Raw genomic sequence first — 19,824 nt, 5'->3', positions numbered from 1 at the left:
TAGCAGCCATTTGCGGGCCTGTCAGCAGAGCTTGCAAACAGCCTGACCATCAGTAGGAAAAGCCCGCGAGCTATGGTAATTGACGCGAGCCTTAAACGGGTCGTACCATAATAAAAATTCCATAATTAACCGCTCGAAAGGGATTTGGGGCAATGTTCAAGACGGTTTCCGCGCTCGTCGCGACAGCATCGATGCTTGTTACGCCGATGTCTGCGATGGCGCAGACGAATATGAGTTCTTCTGGCAAGACCTATAAGGATGGCACCACCAAAGGCGCCTCCTCGGGCCGCAGGTCGCAGGAGCGCGCTCAGCAGGAGATTCCCCGCTGTACCCGCCGCCTTGGCACTGTCGCGATCGTCGAACCCGACAACCAGTGGTGGCGCGAGTTGAACCTGGGCAGCCCGGAAGCGATCCTCAAGGTGTTCATCCAGCAGTCTGGCTGCTTCGGCATCGTCAACCGCGGCCGCGCCATGCAGAGCCGGGCGATGGAACGCGCCATGGCGGACTCGGGCGAATTGCAGGCTGGATCGAACCTGGGCCGGGGCCAGGTCAAGGCAGCCGACTATTATCTGGAGCCTGACATTGTCTCGTCCAACCGCAACTCTGGCGGCGGCGGCTTCGGCGCGGCACTTGGCGGCCTGATGGGCGGCACGTTCGGCGCACTTGCTGGCGGCCTGAACATCAAGAAGAAGGAAGCGAACGTCACGCTTTCCATCGTCAACGCCCGTACGACTGAAGAAGAGGCGCTGACCGAAGGCTATGCGCGCAAGACCGACATCGGCTTCGGTGGTGGCGGTGGTGCCGGTTGGTGGGGTGGCTTTGCTGCTGCCGGTGCTAGCGGCTACCAGAATACCGAAATCGGTCAGGTGATCGTGCTCGCCTATCTGGACGCCTATACCAAGCTGGTCACGCAGATGGGCGGGTTGCCTGCCAACGCGGCAGCAGCCGCCCCCCGCGCGCAATAAATCTTTGCAGGGGCTTGGCACCAATGCCGAGCCCCTGTGCTTCTCCTTCCGCTCACCCCCACTGTCTGTGCGACAGAATAGACATCTTCATCAAATAGGCCGGGACGAGGCTTCAGCGTGCACAAACCTCTTTCCACGCCGCCGTCGCCACCACGATATTATCGCCTCACCGGCGGGGCGCTCCACCAGCCTGTTGATGCCCGTGCCCAAAGTTAACGCGACAAGAAACGCGGAGAAGAAGGCAAGCCACGGGCTGTAGCCCTGCTCCGCCATTTTCAGCATCACGACAAAACCCACATGCTGATGGATGAGGTAGAAGGAATAGCTGATCCCACCCATCCAGAGCAGTGGACGTGACGCGATCCACTGCAAATGCCCTCTGATCAGCGCTGCAAAGCCTGCAAGCAGAATACAAGCCATTAGCGTGACGTCCCAACTTTCCACGAAGGCGACCGACAGCAGTGCAAGGAGGGAGTAGGGAGATTGCTGGCGCCAGCTTCGCTGACCGGACCATACACGGTACGACAGCATCCCGATGATGAAGAAGGGGAGATAGCGCAGTACCAAAAGCATGACGATGCGTTCTGGCATGTCGGGCCATAACCCATAAATCGCGCGAACCGCGAGCCACAATGCCAGCATCGGTTCGAGCCTTTTCAATCCAGCCCATTTCCAGATCGATATCATGCAGAAGTAAAAGGCGATTTCGACGGTCAAAGTCCAATAAGCGCCGTCTACCTCAGGAAGAAACGCGAACCCCTGCAACATCGTGAAGTTAGCCAGGATCGCGCTGGGACCTACCAGCAATTGGGACGCCTTTGCCGCATATTCGATCGACAAGGTTAGCAACATCGCGACGATATAAGCCGGATAAAGCCGAGCGATCCGGTTTACCGCAAAGTCGGCGACGCTACCGATCCGATCCAGCGTGAAGAATATGGCGAAGCCCGAGATCGTGAAAAACAGCAGGACGCGATAATTGCCCCCGGGAAAGCTGAAGGGCACGTGCGCCGCTTGGGGAAAAAGCTCGTGGAAACGCGTGGAATAATGAAAAATCAGCACGCACAGCGCGCCTATGCCTCTCAAGGCATCTAGTTCGACCAGGCGGTTCCGAGTGAGCGAAGCAGTCACCCGGATGCATTAGCAATGAAACAGCAATCAATCGGTTAAGATATTAGGGTCGGATATATATTGTTGCTGGCACCTCCATGCTGAGTCCAGCTTGGAAGGTCAGTCTCCCTGCTCCGCTGTGCGCTTCAGCCGTGCAAGTTGCTCGGCCAGAACCTTGTCCACAATGGGCGCGATCTGCACCGGACCCATTCGCATATAGCCTCTCGCGACATGCTTACACAAACGTCCTTGCCCGCCGGATCGAGCGCGATGTCGAGCGTACCAGTGACCGCCTCAGCTTGGAGAGGCCCCAAGGCCCCGGAAAGGCGCCTTAAATGCTTATATGGTGCGGCAAAGATCATGCGAGCATGTTCGATACTGCCCGCCAACCGGCGCGGGCCGGGAAGCTGCTCTTGCCCTCCTCCCGCCTCTGAAAGACGGGAGAAATTACCTCAGCCTTTGGCGTGATCCAATATGCCCGCGATTGCCGCAGTCACATCGTCCATGTCAGCCATGCCGTCCACACGGGACACGATCCCTCGCGCTTCATAGATTGGAAGGATGGGGGCGGTCTTAGCGCGATATTCCGCCATCCGGGTGCGAACCGTTTCTTCATTATCGTCGGGACGGCGCTTGAACTCATGCCCATGGCATTTGTCGCACTCATCAGCGACCTTGGGCTGCTTGAAGCTGTCGTGATAGCCCTCACCGCAGGTCGCGCAGGTGAAGCGGCCCGTGATGCGCTCAACCAGAGCGTCCTCATCGACGTCGAGTTCGATGACATGGTCCAATGTACGGCCGCGATCGGCAAGAATGGCGTCGAGCGAATGGGCCTGAGCTTCGGTGCGCGGATAGCCGTCGAAGATCACGCCAGTGCTGTCGGCCAACCCATCCAATGCTTCGCCGATGATGCCGGAAACGATTTCATCCGAAACCAGTTCACCCGCCTCCATCACCGCCTTGGCCTTGAGGCCAATCGGCGTCTGCGCCTTTACCGCCGCCCGGAGCATGTCACCCGTCGACAGCTGAACCATGCCACGGGTTTCGACCAGGCGGCTCGCCTGCGTGCCCTTCCCTGCTCCTGGAGGACCCAGCAGAATGATATTCATTTTGCGCATACTCCCCTGTTCTTGCGCCGCGCCTCGATGCGCTTTTTAGCGAAGGCGTCCCTTCAGCTTCGCCTTCTTGATCAGATCCCCATATTGGTGCGCCAGCAAATGGCTCTGGATTTGCGTCACGGTATCCACCGTGACATTGACCACGATCAGCAGACTCGTCCCGCCCAGATAGAAGGGAATACCCGCCCGGGCGATGGCAAATTCCGGCACCAGGCATATGATGGCCAGATAGGCAGCACCAATCACCGTGATCCGGGTCAGCACATAGTCCAGATAATTTTCGGTGTTCTTGCCGGGACGGATGCCCGGTATAAACCCGCCATTCCGCTTGAGATTATCTGCCGTCTCCTCAGGATTGAACACAACCGCGGTGTAGAAGAAGCAGAAGAACACGATACCCAGGCCATAAAGGCCCATGTAAACCGGGCTGCCGTGCGACAGATATTGGTTCAGCGTCAGTACGAAATCCCCAAGCCTGCTCTCACCGGCAATGGTTCTACCCGCGAACTGGGAAATGGTGAGTGGCATCAGCAGAAGCGAACTGGCGAAGATCGGCGGGATAACGCCGGCGGTATTTACCTTGAGCGGCAGATGGCTGCGATCCGCCTGCATCAATCCCTGACGAGTCTGGCGCTTGGGATACTGGATCAGCACGCGGCGCTGCGCGCGCTCCATGAAACAGATCAGCAGGATCAAGCCGACCGCCAATGCGATGACCATCACGATCAACAGGCCCGAGATCGATCCCTCGCTGCCCGATTTGAAAAGATTGCTTAGGGTGACCGGAAGCTGAGCAACGATACCAGCCATGATTATTAGGCTGACGCCGTTGCCGATACCGCGCGACGTGATCTGTTCACCCAGCCACATCAGGAACATCGTGCCCCCGATTAGCGACACGACCGCTGCGATCCGGAACAGAAAACCGGGATCAACCACTGCTTGCACACCCGATTGCGCGCCGAAGCTTTCGAGGCCGACCGCGATGAAATAGCCCTGCACCGCAGTCAGGCCAACCGTGCCGTAACGCGTATACTGGTTGAGCTTTTTGCGACCGCTCTCGCCTTCCTTCTTAATCGCGGCGAGCTGCGGCGAAAGGCTGGCCGCGAGCTGTACGACGATCGAGGCCGTGATATATGGCATCACCCCGAGCGCGATCAGGCTCATGCGTGACAGAGAACCACCCGAAAAGGTGTTGAAGATGTCCAGGACACCACCGTTCGTCTGCTTGTAAAGCTGAGACAGCGCGGTCGGGTCGACGCCCGGTAGCGGCACGAAACTCAGGAAGCGAAACACGATCAAGGCGCCCAGTGTGAACCATAGGCGCTTCTTGAGGTCGGTCGCCTGGCTGAACTTTGCCAGGCTGAGATTGGATGCGAGCTGGTCGGCTCTCGATGCCATCTTGGCTGCCCTTCAAAACATCTTGCCGGTCAGATACCCGGCGCGGAATCGCTAACCCCTTAGCGGCGTGATCGCGCCCTGTCGAACGCGGAAATTCACACCGTTCATTCTGAACCAGACCAGAGCCAGCGATAAAGGTCCCTGATCCTAAAACACACAAGGCCCCGCTCACCCATATCGGGCAGCGGGGCCATGCTTGCAAGCCTCGGCGGCTTGTTATGCCTTCTTGGCGGCCTTGGCGCTGCCCTTCTTGGCAGCGGCCTTTTCGGCGGCCGGAACGACAGCAATCACTTCGACCTTGCCGCCAGCCTTCTCGACCGCTTCCACCGCGCCCTTCGACGCGCCCGCAACAAGCAGGTTGAGCTTTGCGGTCAGTTCGCCCTTACCGAGCAGGCGAACGCCGTCCTTGCCACCGCGAGCCAGTGCGGCTGCCTTCAGCGCAGCATGGTCAATGGTGGCGTTCGCGTCGAGCTTACCCGCGTCGATCGCCTTCTGCAGCGCGCCCAGGTTCACGATCGCGTAATCCTTGGCGAAGATGTTGTTGAATCCGCGCTTCGGCAGACGCATGTGGAGCGGCATCTGGCCGCCCTCGAAGCCGTTGATCGCAACGCCCGAACGTGCTTTGGCACCCTTCTGGCCGCGACCGGCGGTCTTGCCCTTGCCCGAGCCGATACCACGGCCGACGCGCATACGGCCCTTACGGGCACCGGCATTGTCATTGAGTTCGTTAAGCTTCGTCATCGTGCACTCGCTTTCGCTATGTTCGCGCGAGGCGTGATTGCTCTTTGAGCAGTCACGCCGAAGTCCCAGCGAAGGCTGGGACCGCTGGCGGCTGAACGCGACTTCTCGGGTCGCGCCTAACCAAATGAAACCGGGGGTCTCCTCACAAGAGGACTCGCCATCCGGCATGAAATCCCAGCCTACGTTGGGATTTTGGAAGTCGCGCCTTTAGCGCGTCTTCCAAAAAAACGAAAGAGGGGTTTCCCCCTCTCCCGCTTCATTTCGTTGTGAACGGAAGGCTCAGCCCTCGACCACTGCCACCATGTGGGGAAGCTTGGCGATGGCACCGCGGACTTCCGCTGTGTCTTCCAGTTCAACCACGCGGTGCATCTTGCCAAGGCCGAGGCCGATCAGAATCTTCTTCTGGTCGGCGGGACGGCGGATCGGTGAGCCGATCTGCTTGATCTTGATCTTCGCCATATACGTTACTCCACGATCGCTTCGGCATCAGCCTGCGCGACTTCGGCCGAGGCGCCACCACGACGAAGCAGGTCAGCAACCTTCTTGCCACGACGCTGCGCCACCGACTTAGGGCTGGTCTGTTCGCCCAGCGCCGAGAAGGTCGCACGAATCATGTTGTAAGGGTTGGACGTGCCATTCGACTTCGTCACGACGTCTGCAACGCCGAGGCTTTCGAACACGGCGCGCATCGGACCACCGGCGATGATACCCGTACCGGCCGGAGCCGAACGAACCGTCACCTTGCCCGCACCGAAATGGCCGAGGCCATCATGGTGCAGCGTGCGGCCTTCCTTCAGCGGAACGCGAACCATCGCCTTCTTGGCCGAAGCGGTCGCCTTGCTGATGGCTTCAGGCACTTCGCGCGCCTTGCCATGGCCGAAGCCCGCACGACCCTTGCCGTCGCCGACAACCACCAAAGCAGCAAAGCCGAAGCGCTTACCGCCCTTGACGGTCTTCGAGACGCGGTTGATGTGAACCAGCTTCTCGATCAGCTCTTCGCCCTGTTCCTCGTCACGGTTACCACCGCGACGATCGTCGCGACGGCCACGGCCGCCACGCTCACCACGGTTGCGGTCACCGCCGCGACCACGACCGCGACCGGGACCACGGCCCTCGGTCGGTGCATTCTCGCCGCCTTCGACAGCAGCAGGTGCGCCCGCCTGGGCCTGGATTTCGTTTTCGTCAGCCATGATCAGAACTCCAGCCCGCCTTCGCGGGCGGCATCGGCCAGCGCCTTGACGCGGCCATGGAACAGGAAGCCACCACGATCGAACACGACCTTGGTGACGCCGGCAGCGGTCGCCGCAGCGGCAACGCGCTTGCCGACTTCGGCAGCGGCTTCCGAAGAGGCGCCAGTCTTACCCAGAGCCTTCGACCCGACGTCCTTGTCCAGGGTCGACGCGGCGGCCAGGGTCTTGCCCTGCGCATCGTCAATGACCTGGGCGTAGATGTGACGGCCCGAACGGTGGACGCTGAGGCGGGGCTTGTGGCCCGATACTGCCTTGAGCGCGGTGCGAACGCGGCGACGACGCCGCGCGAAGAGGGAAAGCTTTGCCATCTTACTTCTTCTTCCCTTCCTTGCGGAAGATGAACTCGCCGGCGTACTTGATACCCTTGCCCTTATAGGGTTCGGGCTTGCGCCAGCGGCGGATCTCGGCCGCAACCTGACCCACCTTCTGCTTGTCGATACCGATAATCTCGACCGTGGTGTTATCCGGGGTCTTGATTTCGATACCTTCCGGGATCGCGAAATCGACGTCGTGCGAATAGCCGAGCTGCAGCTTCAGGGTCTTGCCCTGCGAGTTGGCGCGGTAGCCGACACCGGTGATGAGCAGCTTCTTGGAAAAGCCCTCGGTAACACCGGTGATCAGGTTAGCGATCAGCGTGCGCTGCATGCCCCAGAAAGCGCGGGCGCGCTTGCTGTCATTGGCAGGCTTCACGGCGATCGATCCGTCTTCGATGCTGTAGGTGACTTCGTCGGCGAGCGGAATGGCGAGGGTACCCTTGGGACCCTTCACCGACAGCTGACCGCCTTCGATGGCGGCGGTGACGCCCGCGGGGACGGCAACCGGTTTCTTACCAGTGCGGCTCATCAGAACACCTCCGCCAGCACTTCGCCGCCGACATTCTGCTCACGCGCTTCAGCGTCGGACAGAACGCCGCGAGGCGTCGAGACAATGGTGATGCCCAGGCCGTTGCGGACCACCGGCAGTTCCTTGGAACCCGAATAGACGCGGCGACCAGGCTTGGACACGCGGGCGACATGCTTGATCGCGGGCTGGCCCTCGAAATATTTCAGCTCGATGCGCAGGCCCGGATGCTTGCCGAGAGCTTCCTCGGAATAACCACGGATATAGCCTTCGCGCTGCAGCACGTCGAGCACGCGGGCGCGCAGCTTCGAAGCGGGGGACACAACGCTGTCCTTCTTCGCCTGCTGCCCGTTGCGGATGCGGGTGAGCATATCACCCAGGGGATCGGTCAATGCCATCTCAAATGATCCTTACCAGCTCGACTTGGTGACGCCGGGGATCAGGCCCTTGTTGGCCAGATCACGCAGCTGCACGCGGCAGAGGCGGAATTTGCGGTAGTAAGCGCGGGGACGCCCCGTCAGTTCGCAGCGGTTCCGAACGCGCGTCGGGTTGCCGTTGCGGGGGATCTCCGCCATCTTCAGACGCGCGATCAGACGATCGCTGTCGTCGGCCGCGGCATCATTCGCGATCGCCTTGAGCTTCGCATAGCGGCCGGCATATTTCTTGACCAGCTTCTTGCGGCGCTCATTCTTGTTGATCGAACTCAGTTTCGCCATGACTTAAGTTCTCTTTCCTTGGGTGTCTTTGGAAAGAGAAGCGGGACCTGGTTCAGGCCGCCTGCTTCTCTTCGATCGGGAAGGGGAAGCCAAAGAGACGCAGCAGTTCGCGCGCTTCCTCGTCCGTCTTCGCCGTGGTGGTCACGATGATGTCCATGCCGCGCACCTTGTCGATGCGGTCATAGTTGATCTCCGGGAAGATGATCTGCTCCTTGATGCCAAAGGCATAGTTGCCACGGCCGTCGAAGCTCTTCGGGTTGAGACCACGGAAGTCGCGCACGCGGGGCAGAGCAACGTTGATCAGACGATCAAGAAACTCGTACATGCGCTCACGACGCAGCGTGACCTTGGCGCCGATCGGCATGCCTTCACGCAGCTTGAACTGCGCGATCGACTTGCGAGCCTTGGTGATCACCGGCTTCTGGCCAGCGATTAGTTCCATTTCCTCGGCGGCCGACGTGACCTTCTTCTTGTCCTGGGTCGCTTCGCCCACGCCCATGTTGAGCGTGATCTTCTCGATCTTCGGGACCTGCATGACGTTTTCGTAACCGAACTTCTCGGTCATCGCCTTCGCGATTTCCGCGTCATACTGCGCCTTAGAGCGCGGGGTGTACTTGTCGCTCATTACAGCACCTCACCGGACTTGACGGCGACGCGGACCTTCTTGCCGTCGCGGTCCTCGAAACGGACGCGGGTCGGCTTGCCATCCTTGTCGGCGACAGCGACGTTCGAAATGTGGAGCGGCGCGGGCTTGCGCTCGATGCCACCCTGCGGGTTCGCCTGGTCGGGCTTGCGGTGACGCGCATGCACGTTGATGCCTTCCACCAGGACCTTGTCGTCCTTGGGAAGCACAGCCAGGACGGCGCCAGTGCGACCCTTGTCCTTGCCCGCCAGCACGACGACCTTGTCGCCCTTCTTGATTCTAGCAGCGCTCATTACAGCACCTCAGGAGCAAGGCTGATGATCTTCATGTGCTTCTTGGCGCGCAGTTCGCGAACGACCGGGCCAAAGATACGGGTGCCGATCGGCTCCTCGTTCTTGTTGATCAGCACGGCGGCGTTGCCGTCAAAGCGAATCACGCTGCCATCAGCGCGACGCACGTCCTTAGCGGTGCGCACGATGACGGCGCGATGCACGTCACCCTTCTTCACCTTGCCACGAGGCGCAGCTTCCTTGATCGAGACGACGATGATGTCGCCCACGCTCGCAAAGCGACGCTTCGAGCCGCCCAGCACCTTGATGCACTGGACGCGCTTGGCGCCGCTGTTGTCGGCGACGTCAAGATTGGATTGCATCTGGATCATTGATCCGGTTCCTTCTTGTCTGGCCTACCGAGACTGTCCCGGCGGTTCCGAATTCGGGTTTCGACCGGAAGATTCGAAACACGAAGCGCGGGCCTGTAACCTCTCCGACAAGAAAAGGCCAGCCCCGCGTCCGAAATTTCGACCCTCAAGGCCGGTGACTAACCTCAGGCCGCCGTTTCAGGCGACTTGTGGGTGTCCACGCGCTCGATGACCTTCCAGGTCTTGAGCTTGGAAATCGGAGCGGTCTCTTCGATGCGGACCGTTTCGCCTTCCTTGTAAACATTGCCCTCGTCATGGGCATGATACTTCTTCGAGCGGCGGATGATCTTGCCGTAGAGCGCATGTTTAACCTTGCGCTCTACGCGAACCACCACCGTCTTGTCGGTCTTGTCGGAAACCACCGTTCCCGTCAGCACGCGCTTGGGCATCGTGTGTTTCCTTTACTTCGCGGCGGAGCTGTTACGCTCCGTCTGCAGGGTCTTGATCTGCGCGATCGAACGGCGGACTTCCTTCACGCGGCTGGGCTTTTCCAGCTGGTTGGTGGCCGCCTGGAAACGCAGGTTGAACTGCTCGCGCTTCAGGTTGTTGAGTTCGGTCGACAGCTCGTCGTCCGTCTTGGTCTTGAGGTCGGCAACGTTGGCCACGGCTTAGCCCTCCAGGTGCGAGGTGTCGCCGAGGCGGGCAACGACCTTGGTCTTGATGGGCAGCTTCATCGCGGCGCGCGAGAATGCCTCTGCTGCGAGCGGGCCAGGAACGCCGTCGAGTTCGAAAAGGATACGACCTGGCTTGACGCGAGCCGCCCAATATTCGACCGAACCCTTGCCCTTACCCTGACGGACTTCGGCAGGCTTCTTCGACACCGGAACGTCGGGGAACACGCGGATCCACAGACGACCCTGGCGGCGGATGTGCCGGGTGATCGCGCGGCGGGCCGCTTCGATCTGACGCGCGGTAACGCGCTCGGGTTCCAGAGCCTTCAGGCCATAGGAGCCGAAGTTCAGGTCCGAACCGCCCTTGGCGTCGCCCTTGATCCGGCCCTTGAAGGTCTTGCGGAACTTCATTTTTTTCGGTTGCAGCATGACGCTATACCTACCTTATTCTCAGCGCGCCGGGCGTACGCCGGAGGTCTGAGCCTCCAGCATCAGCCGGTCGGTAGCCATCGGATCATGACCAAGGATTTCGCCCTTGAAGATCCAGACCTTGATGCCGCAAACGCCATAGGCGGTGTGCGCCGTGGCTTCAGCATAGTCGACGTTCGCACGGAGCGTGTGCAGCGGAACGCGGCCTTCGCGATACCATTCCACACGTGCGATCTCCGCGCCGCCCAGACGGCCGCCGCAAGTGATCTTGATCCCTTCCGCGCCGAGACGCAGGGCGGACTGCACCGCGCGCTTCATCGCACGGCGGAACGCCACGCGACGCTCCAGCTGGTCGGCAATGCCCAGTGCCACGAGCTTGGAGTCTACTTCCGGCTTGCGGATCTCGACAATGTTCAGGCTGACGTCCGAAGAAGTCAGGCTGCCCAGCTTCTTGCGCAGCTTCTCAATGTCCGCACCCTTCTTACCGATGATCACACCGGGACGAGCAGCATATACCGACACGCGGCACAGCTTAGCCGGACGCTCGATCACGACCTTGGAGATCGCGGCTTGCGGCAGGTTCTTCATGATATACTGGCGGATCTTGAGATCCTCCAGCAGCAGGCGACCATAGTCGGCGCCTTCCGCGTACCAGCGGCTATCCCAGGTGCGGTTGATCTGCAGGCGCAGACCGATCGGATTGCTCTTGTGACCCATAGTCTTACGCCTCCGCTTCTTCAGCTGCTTCGCGAACGACGATGCGCACGCGGCTGAAGGGCTTCAGGATCCGGGTCGACTTGCCGCGGCCGCGGGCGTGGAAGCGCTTCAGGGTGAAGCTCTTGCCCACCGATGCTTCCGCGACGACCAGCGAGTCGACGTCCAGATTGTGATTGTTTTCCGCATTGGCGATGGCCGAAGCCAACACCTTGCGCACGTCGACTGCCATCGCCTTTTTCGAGAAGGCAAGGATGTTCAACGCCTCTTCGACCTTACGGCCGCGGATGAGCGTGGCGACCAGGTTCAGCTTCTGGGCCGAACCACGGATCTGCGTGCCAACGGCCAGCGCCTCATTGTCGGCGACGCGACGGGGAGCCTTTTCCTTGCTCATTAGCGCTTGCCCTTCTTGTCGGCAGCGTGGCCGGGGAAGTAGCGGGTCGGGGCGAATTCGCCCAGCTTGTGACCCACCATATCCTCGTTCACCGAGACCGGCACATGCTTGCGGCCGTTATAGACGTTGAACGTCAGGCCAACGAACTGCGGCAGGATGGTGGAACGGCGCGACCAGGTCTTGATCGGACCCGAACGGCCACCGGCGTCCTGCGCCACTTCCGCCTTCTTCAGAAGGCTGAGGTCCACGAAAGGACCTTTCCAGACGGAACGAGCCATCTCGCTTACCTCTTCTTCTTCGCGTGGCGGCTACGGATGATGAACTTGTCCGTCGCCTTGTTGTGGCGGGTGCGCGCACCCTTGGTCGGCTTGCCCCAGGGAGTAACCGGATGACGGCCGCCCGAGGTCCGGCCTTCACCACCGCCATGGGGGTGATCGACCGGGTTCTTCGCCACACCGCGCGTCAGCGGACGGATGCCGTTCCAACGGTTGCGGCCTGCCTTGGCGAGATTGGTGTTGCCATTGTCCGGGTTGGACACGGCACCGATGGTGCCCATGCAATCGGAACGTATGTAGCGCTGCTCGCCCGAGGACAGGCGGACCATCACCATGCCGCGATCGCGGCCGACCAGCTGGGCGTAGGTGCCCGCCGACCGGCAAAGCTGACCGCCCTTGCCCGGCTTCATCTCGATGTTGTGGATGATCGTGCCAACCGGCATCTGACCCAGTTCCATCGCATTGCCCGGCTTCACGTCGGTCTTCTTGCCCGCGATGACCTTGTCACCCGGCGCAAGCCGCTGCGGTGCCAGGATGTAGGCCTGGGTGCCATCGGGATAGTTCACCAGAGCGATGAAGGCTGTGCGGTTGGGGTCATATTCCAGACGCTCGACCGTACCTTCGACATCCCACAAGCGGCGCTTGAAGTCGATGATGCGATAGCGCTGCTTGTGACCGCCGCCGATACCGCGCGAGGTCACATGGCCCTTGTTGTTACGGCCACCAGTCTTGCGCTTGCCTTCGGTCAGCGCCTTGACGGGCTTGCCCTTGTGCAGGCTGGACTTGTCGACCAGGATCAGGCCACGCTGCGCGGGGCTGGTCGGGTTGTAGCTCTTAAGCGCCATGATCAGCGCACTCCTTCGGTGATGTCGATCGACTGGCCGTCAGCCAGACGAACGATCGCCTTCTTCACGTCCGAACGAGTGTAGGGCTTGCCCTTCCACTTCTTCGTCTTGCCCTTGGCGACCAGCGTGTTCACGCTCTTGACGGTCACGCCCCAGAGCGCCTCGACGGCCGCCTTGATCTCCGGCTTGGTCGCATCATTGGCGACCTTGAAGACCACGGCGTTATTCTCGGAGAGAAGCGTCGACTTCTCGGTGATGACCGGGGCGACAACGACGTCATAATGACGATTGTCGACCTTCGCGGCTTCTTTCTTAGCCATTGAAACGCGCCTCCAGCTTTTCGACCGCGGCACGCGTCAGCACCAGCGAATCGGCCTTCAGGATGTCGTAAACGTTGGCGCCCACAGCGGGCAGCAGGTTCACGCCGATGATGTTAGCCGAAGCCTTGGCGAAGCTGATGTTCACGGCGTCACCGTCGATGAACAGCGCCTTGGTGAGGTTCAGCTTGGCGAGGCTGGCGACCAACTCGCGGGTCTTGCCGTCCTTGACGTCGAGGCTGTCGATGATGGTGAGCGATCCGCTCTTGATCTTAGACGACAGCGCCATCTTCAGGCCCAGCGCACGAACCTTCTTGTTCAGCGAGGGATTGAAGTCGCGGACGCGGGCACCGTGAGCCTTACCACCGCCGATGAATACCGGCGCGCGGCGATCGCCGTGACGGGCGGTGCCGCCACCCTTCTGGCGGCCGAACTTCTTGCCGGTGCGGGCAACGTCGCTACGCTCGCGCGTGCCGCGGGCAGTGCCGCGACGCTTTTCGAGCTGCCAGGTGACGACGCGGTGCAGGATGTCGGCGCGAGGCTCGAGGCCGAACACGGCATCGTTGAGCTCCAGTTCGCCAGCAGTCTGCGCGTCGAGGGTCTGTACATTGACCTTCATGGTTTAGCCCTCCTGGCCTTCGGTGACTTCGGGAGCCGCAGCTTCTTCAGCCGGGGTGTTCGCCGGAGCGCTATTGCTGTTCGCAGCCTGCTTCAGGCTGGCGGGATAGGGTGCGTCCGCCGGGCGAGCGACCTTGACGGCGTCGCTGACGGTGAGCCAGGTCCCCTTCGCGCCCGGAACGCTGCCCTTCACGAAGAGAAGGCCGCGCTCGACATCGGTGCGCACGATTTCGAGGTTCTGCTGGGTCCGCTCACGGTCGCCCATATGACCTGCCATCTTCTTGTTCTTGAAGACGCGGCCCGGATCCTGACGGTTACCGGTCGAACCATGGGCACGGTGACTGATCGACACGCCGTGGGTGGCGCGCATACCTCCGAAGCCCCAGCGCTTCATGGCGCCGGCGAAACCCTTACCTTGGGTGTGACCGGCAACATCGACCAACTGGCCAGCGATGAAATGATCGGCCGCGATCTCGGCGCCGACATCGAGGAGCGCGTCCTCGGCGACACGGAATTCGACCAGACGCGCCTTCGGCTCCACTTCCGCCTTGGCGAAGTGACCGCGCTGCGGCTTGGCGACATTCTTGACCTTCGCGACGCCCGCACCAAGCTGAACCGCGACATAACCGTCACGATCAACTTCCTTGCGAGCCACGACCTGATTGCCCTCAAGGGCCAGAACCGTAACCGGTACATGCCGTCCGTCCTCCTGGAACAGACGGGTCATCCCGACTTTCTTAGCGATCACGCCTGTGCGCATCACTGATTACTCCCATAGAGGCCCGCCTTAGCAGCGGGCGTATCCAACGAAAAAACCGCTCAGGATCCCTCCTTCGCGGCCAACCCAAATAACAAATCACCCCGTCCGGGTTGGTTGCCACTCCCTACTCGGGAACAGCGACGGGGGACCAGGACCACGAGCCATTTCCAGTTTACCGGAGAGGCCGTGCGGTATCCCTTGTGTCGTTTGAGCTTCCGGTCTCCCGGAATGCCCGATACCCTGCCATCCTTGCGGAAAATCAGGGACTTGCCAGCTTAAGCCAGCTTGATTTCCACGTTCACGCCGGCAGCCAAGTCCAGCTTCATCAGCGCGTCGACCGTCTGCGGCGTCGGCTGCACAATGTCAAGCATACGCTTGTAGGTGCGGACCTCGAACTGCTCGCGTGACTTCTTGTCGATGTGCGGACCACGGTTGACCGTGAACTTTTCGATGCGCGTCGGAAGGGGAATCGGACCGCGAATAAGGGCGCCGGTGCGGCGGGCGGTTTCGGCGATGTCGCCGGTCGCCTGATCAAGCACGCGGTGATCGAACGCCTTGAGGCGAATGCGGATGTTGCTGTCCATTGTTCCTGTACCGATGCGAAAGAGCCAAAAACCTGGAGCATTTTCAGAAATCAGCTGGAGCAGCCGATGACTTGTGAGAATGCACCACCAAAAAATATCCGCCCCGTTTCCGGCCCTTCTAGCTCAGTCGAGCCGGAGAAAGGCGATCCGGGGCGGTAGAAATTCCGAGCGGCGCGAATCAGGCGATTCGCGCCGCTGCGGTCCTATATTACTTCGAGATCGTGCCGACAACCCCGGCGCCGACGGTGCGGCCGCCTTCACGGATGGCGAAGCGCAGACCCGAGTCCATCGCGATAGGGGCGATGAGCTTGATGTTCAGCTTCACATTGTCGCCGGGCATGACCATCTCAGTGCCCTCGGGGAGGATGACTTCGCCGGTGACGTCCGTGGTGCGGAAGTAGAACTGCGGACGATAGTTCGCGAAGAACGGGGTGTGACGGCCGCCTTCTTCCTTCGACAGAACGTACACTTCAGCGTCGAACTCGGTGTGCGGCGTAACCGAACCGGGCTTGGCCAGAACCTGACCACGCTCAACGTCTTCACGGCCGACGCCACGAACCAGTGCACCGATGTTGTCGCCAGCGCGACCTTCGTCCAGCAGCTTGCGGAACATTTCAACGCCGGTGACGGTGGTCTTGCGGGTGTCCTTGATGCCGACGATCTCGACTTCTTCGCCAACCTTGACGATGCCGGTTTCGACGCGACCGGTCACAACGGTACCACGACCCGAGATCGAGAACACGTCTTCGATCGGCATCAGGAAGGGCTTGTCGATCGGACGCTCAGGCTGCGGAATGAAGCTGTCAACAGCTTCCATCAGCTTGAGAACAGCGTTCTTGCCAATCTCGTCGTTCGAACCATCAAGAGCCTTGACCGCCGAACCGGGGATGACAGGGATGTTGTCGCCGTCGAAATCATACGAGCTCAGCAGCTCGCGGATTTCCAGCTCGACCAGCTCGAGGATTTCCGGATCGTCGACCAGGTCGACCTTGTTCATGAACACGACGAGCTGGGGAACGCCAACCTGCTTGGCGAGCAGGATGTGCTCACGGGTCTGCGGCATCGGGCCGTCGGTGGCCGAAACGACGAGGATCGCGCCGTCCATCTGAGCAGCACCGGTGATCATGTTCTTGACGTAGTCAGCGTGACCCGGGCAGTCGACGTGCGCGTAGTGACGGGCTTCGGTCTCATATTCAACGTGCGCCGTCGAAATGGTGATGCCGCGCTCGCGCTCTTCGGGAGCCTTATCGATGTTCGCGTAGTCAACGAAGGTCGCGCCGCCGGTTTCAGCCAGCACCTTGGTGATCGCCGCGGTCAGCGAGGTCTTGCCATGGTCAACGTGACCGATGGTGCCGATGTTGCAGTGCGGCTTGTTCCGCTCAAACTTAGCCTTAGCCATTTTTTCCTACCTTCTAATCAAAATCAGCTTTGGTCTGACCGCTCGGCCGCGCCTCGCGAAGGCGCGTCCATAGCAGCAAATTCACAGATTACCAGCCCCTAACCGAGCCGTTTGCACGGCCCGATTAAGGAAAATCATCAGGCCATCTTCGCCTTGACTTCGTCCGCCACGTTCTGCGGCACTTCGTCATAGTGGGAGAAGATCATCGAGTAGTTCGCGCGGCCCTGAGTGAAGGAACGCAGCGAGTTCACATAGCCGAACATGTTGGCCAGCGGCACCATGGCTTCGACCACCTGGGCATTGCCGCGCGTGTCGGTGCCTTGAATCTGACCACGACGGCTGTTCATGTCGCCGATGACATCGCCCAGATATTCTTCCGGGGTTACGACTTCGACCTTCATGACCGGTTCGAGCAGCGTGATGCCCGACTTCTGCGCCGCTTCGCGCATTGCTCCGCGAGCACAGATTTCGAACGCCAGCGCCGACGAGTCGACGTCATGGTACGCGCCATCATAAAGCACGATGTCGAAATCGATAATCGGGAAGCCGATCAGCGAACCGGTTGCCGCCGTCTCACGGAAGCCCTTTTCAATAGCGGGAATATATTCCTTGGGAATGTTACCGCCCTTGATCTCATCCTTGAACTGGATCCCCGCGCCGCGCTCGCCCGGGGTCAACTTCACCTTCACGCGGCCGAACTGACCCGTACCACCCGATTGCTTCTTGTGGGTGTAGTCGATGTCGACCGGCTTCTTGAGATATTCGCGATAGGCCACCTGCGGCGCGCCAACATTCGCCTCGACCTTGAATTCGCGCTTCATGCGGTCGACCAGGATTTCGAGGTGAAGTTCGCCCATGCCCTTGATGATCGTCTGACCCGATTCGTGATCGGTCGTGACGCGGAAGGACGGATCCTCAGCAGCCAGACGGTTGAGCGCGACGCCCATCTTTTCCTGGTCAGCCTTGGTCTTGGGTTCCACCGAAAGTTCGATGACCGGCTCGGGGAATTCCATCCGCTCCAGAATGATCGGCTGACGCTCGGCGCACAGCGTATCACCGGTGGTGGTTTCCTTCATGCCGGCCAGCGCAACGATGTCGCCCGCATAGGCGGTGTCGATATCCTCACGGCTGTTGGCATGCATCAGCAGCATGCGGCCGATCTTTTCCTTCTTGTCCTTGACCGAGTTCAGATAGGTGCCCTTGGTCAGGGTGCCCGAATAGACGCGCAGGAAGGTGAGCGAGCCGACGAACGGGTCGTTCATGATCTTGAACGCTAGACCCGAGAAAGGCGCGTCGTCAGCGGTTGCACGGCTGTCGGGCTGATCGTTCGCGGGGTTGATGCCCTGCACGTCCTCAATGTCGAGCGGCGAAGGCAGATAGTCGACGACCGCGTCGAGCAACGGCTGAACGCCCTTGTTCTTGAACGCCGAGCCGCACAGCACCGGGGTAAACGCCTGGCCCAGCGTGCCCTTGCGGATCAGCGTCTTCAGGGTCGCAACGTCCGGGAGGTTACCTTCCAGATAAGCTTCCATCGCGGCATCGTCCTGCTCGACGGCAAGCTCGATCAGCTTCTCGCGATATTCGGCAGCCTTGTCGGCGAGGTCGGCGGGAATCTCTTCATAGAAGAATTCTGCGCCCAGATTTTCATCCTTCCAGATGATCGCGCGATTCTCGACCAAGTCGACCAGCCCCCTGAACTCCGATTCCGCGCCGATGGGCAGATAGAGTACAGCCGGGGTAGCGCCCAGGCGATCAATGATCGTCTGCACGCAATAATAGAAGTTGGCGCCGGTACGGTCGAGCTTGTTGATGAAGCACATGCGCGGCACGCGATACTTGTCGGCCTGGCGCCACACGGTTTCCGACTGCGGCTCAACGCCAGCAACGCCGTCGAACGCGGCGACCGCACCGTCGAGCACGCGCAGCGAACGTTCAACTTCGATGGTGAAGTCGACGTGGCCGGGGGTGTCGATGATGTTCAGGCGATGCTCAGGACCCTTGCCCTCTTCGGCCTTCCACACACAAGTGGTGGCCGCAGACGTGATGGTGATACCACGCTCCTGCTCCTGCTCCATCCAGTCCATGGTGGCGGCGCCGTCATGGACTTCGCCGATCTTGTAGGACTTGCCGGTGTAATAAAGGATACGCTCGGTCGTGGTGGTCTTGCCGGCGTCGATATGCGCCATGATACCGAAATTGCGATAGCGTTCGAGCGGATGGCTGCGGGCCATGATGCTTCTCCGTTGCCGGCGCACCGGCGGTGAGTGAGTGAGTCTTGCGGCTGGCCCCTAAACCAATCCGTCCGCCATGGGTAGCCCCACGGCGAACGGACCGATATTCAAAACCAGATAGAAAAAGCGGGTGCCAAAGCGCCCGCCTTCTTTTACCAGCGGTAGTGCGAGAAGGCGCGGTTCGCTTCCGCCATGCGGTGCGTGTCTTCGCGCTTCTTGACGGCATTGCCGCGGTTGTTGGCAGCGTCCAGCAGCTCACCCGACAGGCGCGCGGCCATGGTGGTTTCGCTGCGGTTGCGCGACGCGGTGATCAACCAGCGGATCGCCAGCGCCTGGGCGCGCTCGGGGCGCACTTCGACGGGGACCTGGTAGGTCGCACCGCCGACGCGGCGGCTGCGGACTTCGATGCCGGGCTTCACATTGTTCAGCGCGTCATGGAACATGCCGATCGGGTCCTTCTTGGACTTCGCTTCGACAGTTTCGAGCGCACCGTAAACGATGGACTCGGCGACGGCCTTCTTGCCGTCCTGCATGATGCTGTTCATGAACTTCGACAGCACGATATCACCGAATTTGGGATCGGGGAGGATAACGCGCTTTTCGGGGCGACGACGACGTGACATATTCTAGTCTCCCTTACTTCGGACGCTTCGCGCCGTACTTCGAACGGCTCTGCTTACGGTCCTTGACGCCCTGGGTATCCAGAACGCCGCGCAGCACGTGATAGCGCACACCGGGAAGGTCGCGTACGCGGCCGCCACGGATCAGCACAACGCTGTGCTCCTGAAGGTTGTGACCTTCACCCGGAATGTAGGTGATGACTTCGCGCTGGTTGACCAGACGCACTTTCGCCACCTTACGGAGAGCCGAGTTCGGCTTCTTCGGGGTCGTCGTGTAAACACGGGTGCAAACGCCGCGCTTTTGCGGGTTCGCTTCCATTGCAGGGACCTTCGACTTGGTCTTCTGCAGTTCGCGGCCCTTGCGGACCAGCTGGTTGATTGTTGGCATGAAGCCCTTCACCTTTTCAGTTACTTTACCGCAAGCATTCCCGCGTTCTTCACGGCCTGAAAAGGATGACCTTCCAAACAGCAAAGGCCCCGGCGGGAAACCCGCCTGGAGCCGCAAGAGCACCGGCAATGTTCAGCTCTATGTCGCCTGGCATG

At 60.6% G+C, this 19,824-nt stretch carries 29 protein-coding genes; 1 reads left to right on the top strand and 28 read right to left on the bottom strand.

Annotated features, from left to right (window positions below; genetic code table 11):
- Window positions 1–152: 152 nt before the first annotated feature.
- Window positions 153–965, top strand: a complete 813-nt coding sequence (locus ACWNC0_RS08100; RefSeq protein WP_449470823.1) for a CsgG/HfaB family protein — start codon at window positions 153–155, stop codon at window positions 963–965.
- Between the two features lie 90 nt (window positions 966–1,055).
- Here the strand turns inward: ACWNC0_RS08100 and ACWNC0_RS08095 are convergent, their stop codons facing one another.
- The 28 genes from ACWNC0_RS08095 to rpsL form a co-directional block, all read right to left on the bottom strand.
- The gene (locus tag ACWNC0_RS08095; protein ID WP_449470822.1) at window positions 1,056–2,096 is read right to left on the bottom strand and encodes an acyltransferase family protein; all 1,041 of its coding nucleotides are present in this window, start codon (window positions 2,094–2,096) and stop codon (window positions 1,056–1,058) included.
- A gap of 431 nt (window positions 2,097–2,527) precedes the next feature.
- Window positions 2,528–3,184 (bottom strand): adenylate kinase, encoded by a 657-nt coding sequence (locus tag ACWNC0_RS08090; RefSeq protein WP_449470821.1) that lies wholly within the window; start codon window positions 3,182–3,184, stop codon window positions 2,528–2,530.
- 45 nt (window positions 3,185–3,229) lie between these two features.
- Window positions 3,230–4,594 carry a preprotein translocase subunit SecY gene (gene secY, locus ACWNC0_RS08085; RefSeq protein ID WP_196225099.1) on the bottom strand — a complete coding sequence of 455 codons (1,365 nt, stop codon included), beginning with the start codon at window positions 4,592–4,594 and terminating at the stop codon, window positions 3,230–3,232.
- A 216-nt stretch (window positions 4,595–4,810) separates the two neighbouring features.
- Window positions 4,811–5,335, bottom strand: coding sequence for a 50S ribosomal protein L15 (rplO, locus tag ACWNC0_RS08080; RefSeq protein WP_449470820.1), 525 nt, complete (start codon window positions 5,333–5,335; stop codon window positions 4,811–4,813).
- 279 nt (window positions 5,336–5,614) lie between these two features.
- Window positions 5,615–5,794, bottom strand: a complete 180-nt coding sequence (rpmD, locus tag ACWNC0_RS08075) for a 50S ribosomal protein L30 (RefSeq protein ID WP_196225097.1) — start codon at window positions 5,792–5,794, stop codon at window positions 5,615–5,617.
- 5 nt (window positions 5,795–5,799) lie between these two features.
- The gene (gene rpsE / locus ACWNC0_RS08070) at window positions 5,800–6,525 is read right to left on the bottom strand and encodes a 30S ribosomal protein S5 (RefSeq protein ID WP_449470819.1); all 726 of its coding nucleotides are present in this window, start codon (window positions 6,523–6,525) and stop codon (window positions 5,800–5,802) included.
- A 2-nt stretch (window positions 6,526–6,527) separates the two neighbouring features.
- Complete coding sequence (gene rplR, locus ACWNC0_RS08065) at window positions 6,528–6,893, bottom strand: 50S ribosomal protein L18 (RefSeq protein ID WP_449470817.1); 366 nt, start codon at window positions 6,891–6,893, stop codon at window positions 6,528–6,530.
- Between the two features lies 1 nt (window position 6,894).
- Window positions 6,895–7,428: a 50S ribosomal protein L6 gene (rplF, locus tag ACWNC0_RS08060; protein WP_449470815.1), complete on the bottom strand. Its 534-nt coding sequence runs from the start codon at window positions 7,426–7,428 to the stop codon at window positions 6,895–6,897.
- Window positions 7,428–7,823: a 30S ribosomal protein S8 gene (gene rpsH / locus ACWNC0_RS08055; RefSeq protein WP_021239751.1), complete on the bottom strand. Its 396-nt coding sequence runs from the start codon at window positions 7,821–7,823 to the stop codon at window positions 7,428–7,430. Before rpsH ends, rplF begins: the two co-directional genes overlap by 1 nt.
- A 12-nt stretch (window positions 7,824–7,835) precedes the next feature.
- Entirely contained in the window at window positions 7,836–8,141 is a 306-nt protein-coding gene (gene rpsN, locus ACWNC0_RS08050; protein WP_449470814.1) for a 30S ribosomal protein S14, read from the bottom strand.
- Between the two features lie 52 nt (window positions 8,142–8,193).
- On the bottom strand, window positions 8,194–8,766 hold the full coding sequence (gene rplE / locus ACWNC0_RS08045) for a 50S ribosomal protein L5 (protein WP_449470813.1): 573 nt from the start codon (window positions 8,764–8,766) through the stop codon (window positions 8,194–8,196).
- On the bottom strand, window positions 8,766–9,077 hold the full coding sequence (gene rplX, locus ACWNC0_RS08040; RefSeq protein ID WP_196225092.1) for a 50S ribosomal protein L24: 312 nt from the start codon (window positions 9,075–9,077) through the stop codon (window positions 8,766–8,768). The genes rplE and rplX overlap by 1 nt, the downstream gene beginning before the upstream one ends.
- Window positions 9,077–9,445 carry a 50S ribosomal protein L14 gene (gene rplN / locus ACWNC0_RS08035; RefSeq protein WP_007686569.1) on the bottom strand — a complete coding sequence of 123 codons (369 nt, stop codon included), beginning with the start codon at window positions 9,443–9,445 and terminating at the stop codon, window positions 9,077–9,079. Before rplN ends, rplX begins: the two co-directional genes overlap by 1 nt.
- Before the next feature lie 164 nt (window positions 9,446–9,609).
- Entirely contained in the window at window positions 9,610–9,873 is a 264-nt protein-coding gene (gene rpsQ, locus ACWNC0_RS08030; protein WP_006960320.1) for a 30S ribosomal protein S17, read from the bottom strand.
- Between the two features lie 12 nt (window positions 9,874–9,885).
- Window positions 9,886–10,089 (bottom strand): 50S ribosomal protein L29, encoded by a 204-nt coding sequence (rpmC, locus tag ACWNC0_RS08025; RefSeq protein WP_056691689.1) that lies wholly within the window; start codon window positions 10,087–10,089, stop codon window positions 9,886–9,888.
- 3 nt (window positions 10,090–10,092) lie between these two features.
- Window positions 10,093–10,524, bottom strand: a complete 432-nt coding sequence (gene rplP / locus ACWNC0_RS08020; RefSeq protein WP_267249803.1) for a 50S ribosomal protein L16 — start codon at window positions 10,522–10,524, stop codon at window positions 10,093–10,095.
- Window positions 10,525–10,545: 21 nt separating this feature from the next.
- Window positions 10,546–11,241 carry a 30S ribosomal protein S3 gene (rpsC, locus tag ACWNC0_RS08015; protein WP_449470812.1) on the bottom strand — a complete coding sequence of 232 codons (696 nt, stop codon included), beginning with the start codon at window positions 11,239–11,241 and terminating at the stop codon, window positions 10,546–10,548.
- Between the two features lie 4 nt (window positions 11,242–11,245).
- A complete protein-coding gene (rplV, locus tag ACWNC0_RS08010; protein WP_449470811.1) occupies window positions 11,246–11,632 on the bottom strand; it encodes a 50S ribosomal protein L22 in 387 nt (128 codons plus the stop codon).
- Window positions 11,632–11,910 (bottom strand): 30S ribosomal protein S19, encoded by a 279-nt coding sequence (rpsS, locus tag ACWNC0_RS08005; RefSeq protein ID WP_007686576.1) that lies wholly within the window; start codon window positions 11,908–11,910, stop codon window positions 11,632–11,634. The genes rplV and rpsS overlap by 1 nt, the downstream gene beginning before the upstream one ends.
- A 5-nt stretch (window positions 11,911–11,915) precedes the next feature.
- Window positions 11,916–12,752 (bottom strand): 50S ribosomal protein L2, encoded by an 837-nt coding sequence (rplB, locus tag ACWNC0_RS08000; RefSeq protein ID WP_196225088.1) that lies wholly within the window; start codon window positions 12,750–12,752, stop codon window positions 11,916–11,918.
- 2 nt (window positions 12,753–12,754) lie between these two features.
- Window positions 12,755–13,072, bottom strand: coding sequence for a 50S ribosomal protein L23 (locus ACWNC0_RS07995; RefSeq protein WP_021239762.1), 318 nt, complete (start codon window positions 13,070–13,072; stop codon window positions 12,755–12,757).
- Entirely contained in the window at window positions 13,065–13,688 is a 624-nt protein-coding gene (gene rplD, locus ACWNC0_RS07990; protein ID WP_449470809.1) for a 50S ribosomal protein L4, read from the bottom strand. Before rplD ends, ACWNC0_RS07995 begins: the two co-directional genes overlap by 8 nt.
- A gap of 3 nt (window positions 13,689–13,691) precedes the next feature.
- Window positions 13,692–14,447, bottom strand: a complete 756-nt coding sequence (gene rplC, locus ACWNC0_RS07985) for a 50S ribosomal protein L3 (RefSeq protein ID WP_449474571.1) — start codon at window positions 14,445–14,447, stop codon at window positions 13,692–13,694.
- Between the two features lie 275 nt (window positions 14,448–14,722).
- Entirely contained in the window at window positions 14,723–15,031 is a 309-nt protein-coding gene (rpsJ, locus tag ACWNC0_RS07980) for a 30S ribosomal protein S10 (protein WP_004208724.1), read from the bottom strand.
- A 208-nt stretch (window positions 15,032–15,239) separates the two neighbouring features.
- Window positions 15,240–16,430 carry an elongation factor Tu gene (tuf, locus tag ACWNC0_RS07975; protein WP_449470807.1) on the bottom strand — a complete coding sequence of 397 codons (1,191 nt, stop codon included), beginning with the start codon at window positions 16,428–16,430 and terminating at the stop codon, window positions 15,240–15,242.
- A gap of 137 nt (window positions 16,431–16,567) precedes the next feature.
- Window positions 16,568–18,661 (bottom strand): elongation factor G, encoded by a 2,094-nt coding sequence (fusA, locus tag ACWNC0_RS07970; RefSeq protein WP_449470806.1) that lies wholly within the window; start codon window positions 18,659–18,661, stop codon window positions 16,568–16,570.
- Window positions 18,662–18,813: 152 nt separating this feature from the next.
- Window positions 18,814–19,284, bottom strand: coding sequence for a 30S ribosomal protein S7 (gene rpsG, locus ACWNC0_RS07965; RefSeq protein ID WP_013847768.1), 471 nt, complete (start codon window positions 19,282–19,284; stop codon window positions 18,814–18,816).
- A gap of 13 nt (window positions 19,285–19,297) precedes the next feature.
- Window positions 19,298–19,669 (bottom strand): 30S ribosomal protein S12, encoded by a 372-nt coding sequence (gene rpsL, locus ACWNC0_RS07960; RefSeq protein WP_007686591.1) that lies wholly within the window; start codon window positions 19,667–19,669, stop codon window positions 19,298–19,300.
- Between the last annotated feature and the right edge of the window lie 155 nt (window positions 19,670–19,824).

This window comes from Sphingobium chungangianum (assembly GCF_977014255.1).
The sequence above is the reverse complement of the archived record's forward strand: the minus strand, read 5'-3'. Positions and strand labels throughout refer to the sequence as shown.